Source organism: Actinophytocola sp. (genome assembly GCF_035712165.1).
In the GTDB taxonomy this organism is placed as follows: Bacteria; Actinomycetota; Actinomycetes; order Mycobacteriales; family Pseudonocardiaceae; genus DASYTH01.
Genome location: NZ_DASTBH010000421.1, coordinates 1 through 5,212, shown reverse-complemented (window position 1 = coordinate 5,212; position 5,212 = coordinate 1). Strand labels below are relative to the sequence as shown.

Annotated in this window: 4 protein-coding genes; 2 read left to right on the top strand and 2 right to left on the bottom strand. The window is 70.1% G+C overall.

Annotated elements, in window-relative coordinates; all coding sequences use genetic code 11:
* Window positions 1–165: 165 nt before the first annotated feature.
* On the top strand, window positions 166–1,749 hold the full coding sequence (locus tag VFO68_RS23370; protein ID WP_325160506.1) for an AMP-binding protein: 1,584 nt from the start codon (window positions 166–168) through the stop codon (window positions 1,747–1,749).
* Window positions 1,746–2,966 carry an MFS transporter gene (locus VFO68_RS23365; protein ID WP_325160505.1) on the top strand — a complete coding sequence of 407 codons (1,221 nt, stop codon included), beginning with the start codon at window positions 1,746–1,748 and terminating at the stop codon, window positions 2,964–2,966. The genes VFO68_RS23370 and VFO68_RS23365 overlap by 4 nt, the downstream gene beginning before the upstream one ends.
* A gap of 131 nt (window positions 2,967–3,097) precedes the next feature.
* Here the strand turns inward: VFO68_RS23365 and VFO68_RS23360 are convergent, their stop codons facing one another.
* On the bottom strand, window positions 3,098–3,724 hold the full coding sequence (locus VFO68_RS23360) for a TIGR03086 family metal-binding protein (protein ID WP_325160504.1): 627 nt from the start codon (window positions 3,722–3,724) through the stop codon (window positions 3,098–3,100).
* Between the two features lie 3 nt (window positions 3,725–3,727).
* Entirely contained in the window at window positions 3,728–5,089 is a 1,362-nt protein-coding gene (locus VFO68_RS23355) for a condensation domain-containing protein (RefSeq protein ID WP_325160503.1), read from the bottom strand.
* Between the last annotated feature and the right edge of the window lie 123 nt (window positions 5,090–5,212).

The following is a 5,212-nucleotide window of genomic DNA, read 5'->3' as shown; positions in this document are numbered from 1 at the left end:
CCCACCGCGACCCTGCTCGGCGGGCTGCTCGTGGTCGTCGCGACCCTGTTCGGGCTGCGCGCCCTCGCGCTGGCGGTCAGGGCCGACCGGCGCACCCCGGCGCGGCCCATTGTTTAGGCCGAATGGGGCTAGTGGCCGGGCGCACCGGAAAGAAACTATTGCCGCATGGCAGCAACGCGCGACGAACGACCGGACTATGTGTTACGCACACTTGATCTTTTCGCGGAATACGGAGACCGGGAAGCGATCGTCGGTGTTGGCTGGGATTGCCGGCTGACCTATACCCAGGCCCGTGCCATGGTGCTCGATATGGCGGCGATAATGCACGCCGCCGGGATCCGTCCGGGCGCGACCGTGGCGGTCATGCTGGCGCACCCTCCGGAGGGCCCATTGCTCCAGCTGGCAATGCATCTGCTCGGCTGCCGGACCGCATGGGCGGCCGCCGGGACCACCTACCGGGAGGTCGACGAGTATCTCGCCCAGGTCGACCCGGAATGGTTCGTCTACGATACCCGGACCCATGCGAAGAAGGGCGGGGAGTTCGCCGAACGGCTCGGCCTTCCGGTGCTGTGTCTTGGGCCGGACGGGTTAGGCGCCGATCTGCTGGCGCCACCCGGTCCGGAAGTGCCGCCGGTCGACCTCGAAAAGGTCACCGGGACGCCGGAAACCATTTTCCAAACCAGCGGCACGACCGGGATGCCCAAACCGGTGTACCACCGGGTCACGCTCCAGGAGCAGATGGCCACCCTGGCCGAGGAGTGGCTGGCCGGCGGCGGCCCGCTGTTGCGCCACCTGACGATCAGTCCGCTGTGGTTCGTGGCCGGCCAGACCTCCGCGCTGCTCAACCTGGCCAGTGGCGGTGTGCTGTACGTGCTGTACCGGTTCCGGCCGGCGGAGTTCCTCGCCACGATCGAGAAGTACCGGGCCAACTCGGCGTTCATCTCCCCGCTGATGCTCTACGAGGTGCTCGACGACCCGGCCGTGGCGACCACCGACTGCTCCAGCCTGCAACTGCTCAGCGTCGGCGGCGCGGCCACCACGCCGGTCCGGCTGCGCGAGGCCATCGAGCGGTTCGGCCCGGTGGTGCGGATCGTCTACGGCCAGAGCGAGACCCCGTTCATCTCCGCCTACCCCAACATCGAGGCCGACCCGGAGCATCCGGACCGGCTGCGCTCGTGCGGGCTGCCCTACGGCGACGTCCAGGTGGAGGTTCGCGACGAGGACGGAACCCCGGTCCGCACCGGCGAGGTCGGCGAACTGTGTGTGCGGAGCAAGCTGAACTTCGCCGGCTACTGGGGCAAACCCGAACTGACCGAGCGGACCCTGGTGGACGGTTGGGTGCGCACCGGGGATCTGGCCTACCTGGACGAGGGCGGCTACCTGCACCTCGTCGGCCGGGCCAACGACGTGATCATCACCGGCCGGGGCTGTGACCACATCTTCCCGCGCCCGATCGAGGACGCGCTGGCGACCCATCCGGGCGTCCGGGCCGCGGCCGTGATCGGCGTGCCGGACGAGGAGGTCGGTGAGGCGGCGCACGCCTACGTGGTACGCACCGAGAACTCGACGGTCACGGCCGAGGAACTGACCGCGGTGGTCGCCGAACGGCTGACCAGAACCTGGGTCCCGCGCACCGTCGAGTTCGTCGACGACCTGCCCCGAACCGGCAGCGGCAAGGCGAATCTCAAGGAACTGCGGGCGAAGTGGACTGCCGAGCACGACGCGGTCCCGACCGGCGCGCCGGTTTGAGCGCACGATCCGGCCTGGCCGCGCTGATCACGGCGAGCGCGGTCACGGCGCTGGGCAGCCGGGTGTCCATGGTGGCCGTTCCGTGGCTGGTGCTGACCACCACCGGCGACCCGAAGCAGATGGGCCTGGTGATCGCCGCCCAGATGATCCCGTACCTGCTGTCCGGGGTGTTCGGCACGCCGGTGGCCGAGCGGTTCGGGGTGCGGTTCAGCGCCATCGCGGCGGACCTCGTCAGTTGCGTGGCCACCGCGGTGATCGCGGCGGCGGCGCACCTGGGGTTGGGCGTGATCCTGGCCATGGTGGCGATCTCCGGCGCGGTGCGCGGCGCCGGCGACCGCACCAAGAACGTGATGCTGCGTCCGATGGCCGAGGCGGCGGGGATGACGACGTCCCGGATGACCGCGGTGCACAACGGACTGGGCAACGGCGCCACGCTCATCGGCGCGCCGATCGGTGGCCTGCTGGTGTTCTGGCTGGGTGCGCAGGGTGCGATCTGGGTGGACGCCGCCTCGTACGTGGTGTGTGCGCTCATCGTCCTGACGCTGGTGCACCCGCCGGCCGACCTGATGCCGGAGCGCAAGCCCGCGCCCGAGCCGTATCTGGTGGCGTTGCGTGGCGGGGCGCGACATCTGGCCCGGGACCGGCTGCTGGTCGGCATGCTGGCGATGACGTTCTTCGCCAACGCGGTCAACCAGGCGCACACCGCGTTGTTCGTGCCGCTGTGGGTGGAGCAGGTGCTGCACTCCCCCGCCGCGCTGGGCACCGTGCTCGGCGCGTTCGCGGCCGGCGCGGTGGCGGGCAACCTGGTTTTCATCGGCCTGGCCCCGAAACTGCCACCGGTGCTGACGTTCACCATCTGTCTGGCGATCAGCGGCGTGCCCCGGCTGGTGGTGTTGGGGCTGAGCAGCGACCTGGCCCTGGTGCTCGCGGTGACGTTCGTCTGCGGGTTCGCCGTCGCGGCGGTGAACCCGATCCTGGGGGTGTTGCTCTACGACCGGGTGCCGGTGGACATGCAGACCCGGGTGTTCGGTCTGGTCGCGACGGTCTCCTTCGCCGGCTACCCGGTGGGCGGGCTGCTCGGCGGTTGGGCGGTGACCGGTTTCGGGCTGACCGCGGCGGTGTTGCTCGGCGCGGGCGTGTACCTGGTCACCACGCTGGTCGCGGTGCTGCGCCATCGATCCCTGGCGGTGACGCCGGTCGAGCCGGCGGAAACGTAGTTCCGCCGGCTCGCCGGTTCTGCGGTTCTACGGGAACCGTCAGTTTTCCAGCTCGTCCGAGCCGCTGCCTACTCCACGCATGGATGCCTCCTCAATTTTCGGGTAGTTATCGCCGCCCCGACACCGGGTGCCTAGTTCTGCTCCGAGCCTTCGCCTGCGCCACGCATCGGTACACCTCCTTTCCACACGGGGGAACGACCGAGGAACCCCAGCATGCGATGCGCGGGCGGCGCATCGTCGGCAACCGGGACCGGATGGCCGAACGGCGCTCCCGGTCCCCAGATGGCGGCGGATCCCGGCGGCCACCGGGATCCGATTCGCAGTACCGCGAGACACAGTTCCGGATCCAGCACGGGTTCGGCGCCGATGGTGACCGCCACGTCCCAGCCGTGCGCCAGATAGTCGATGAAGTGCATGCCGATTGCGGTGGCGCCGGGGAAGTCGCCGAACCCGTGCACCGTGAAGGTGCGGTCCAGCACGTCGTCCGGCTCGAACGCCGCGCGCACCCGCCGGGCCGACGCCGCGTACGCGCCGGTCGGGTCGGCCTCGAGACCGACGCCCTGCCACACGTCCGGATCGGCCGGAGCGCCGGCCGCCGCCACGGCGAACCCGTTGTTGTTGCCGGCCATGTGCACCAGCAGTGCGCGCAGATCCCAACCGGCACACGGGGTCGGCCGGTCAAGGTCGGCGTCGCGGACCCGTCCGACGACGGCATCGGCGGCGTCCAGTGCGCGCCGGTCGAGTGCCTGAATGTCCATGGCTCACACCGTCGCCGCGGCGCGCACCCGGGTCGGCGCCGATCCGTCCAACGCCGCCTCGACCGCGACCGCCTCGACTCCCCGGCACAACGCGGCCAGGTCGTCCGGCGCGAAGTACCGGGAGTCGGCCGATATCAGGAACTCGATGACACCGGGCTGTTCGTCGACGTTGAAGTAGATCTTCCGGCGCGGCGGGTGGATCTCCCCGGTCCAGTGCACCGTGGCCCGCGGCAGCGCCGCGCGGATGTCCTCGGCGGTGACCGGCGCCCCGGCGCCGCCCCGGTCCTGCTGGCGGCGGTCGTTGTAGAAACAGGACAGGTCGATCTCCTCGCCCCGCTCGCGCTGCACCCGCTCGATGACCTCGTCCTGCTCGTAGGGGTTGTAGTAGGCGTTCTTGTACGCGTTGAGGGCGCTCTGCGTGGCCCGGTCGACCGCCTGGTCCAAGGTGATGTCCGCGACGTCGATCAGGTACGGGGTGAGCAGGATCTGCGCGCTGACCGACTGGGCCAGGCCCGGGCGGAACCGGTTGCTCACCGTCAGCATGGCCAGCACCGGGTTCACCCCGGTGAACCGGGCCAGTCCCACGGCGAAAGCGGCCAGCAGCACCGGCGAGGTGTTGGTCGCCGAGCGGCCCGCCACCGCCCGGATCGCCAGCAGGGTGGCCGGGGAGTGGTAGGTGATCTGGTGGATCACCCGGTCCCCGGGGTACTTCGGGTCGCCGAACCGGCTCGGCGTGACCGTGCGCAGCACCCGCTCCAGATAGTTCAGCGACGCGGTGTTGTGCCGCTGCCCGGCCGGCGAGGCCTGCTTTCTGGCCTGCTCCAACGGTTGTACGCAGGTGACCGGTCCGGCCGCGCCGGTCGCCGGGTCGCGCGCGGCCAGGTCGGCGGCCAGCGCGGACAGGCCGTAGGCGTCGATCGCGGTGTGCAGGATCACCAGCACCTCGTGGGTGAGCGCGCCGGCGGCGCGGATCACCGCCATCCGCACCGGCCACTCGGTCTCGAACTGGAAGTCCGCCTTCTGGTAGCGCTCGGAGACCGCCTCGGCGACCGCGGCCGGGTCGGCCGTGCCGGCGTCCACGATCTCCAGCGGCACCTCCCCGGACCGCGAGCAACTCTGCCGGGGGCATGGACCGCCGTCGAACACCAACCGGGTGCGCAGCGACTGGTGCCGGCTCATCATGAAGCTCAGGTCGGCCGCGACGTCGTCGACCGTCGTGCCCGGCGCCAGTTCGGCCACATACGGCACGGTTTTCGACGTTCCCGACTGCTCGATCGACTGCCAGAGGGTCATCTGGCTCCACGTCAAATGCTCGACACCGGATCCGTCGCCCTCGAAAGGAACCAGTATCCGGTCCACCACCATGCCATTATCACCCATTATTCAGGGCGCCCTTCCCTGCGGACGGAGTTCGGGGGCGGAACTAATTGCCCGCCCCCGAACGTGCACGCGGACGATCAGCACAGTAACCGTCCGTAAAATTTCTCA

Coding starts and splice junctions, on each gene's coding strand:
- VFO68_RS23355 (WP_325160503.1), bottom strand. CDS start 5,089: ATGGTGGTGGACCGGATACTGGTTCCTTTCGAGGGCGACGGATCCGGT.
- VFO68_RS23370 (WP_325160506.1), top strand. CDS start 166: ATGGCAGCAACGCGCGACGAACGACCGGACTATGTGTTACGCACACTT.
- VFO68_RS23360 (WP_325160504.1), bottom strand. CDS start 3,724: ATGGACATTCAGGCACTCGACCGGCGCGCACTGGACGCCGCCGATGCC.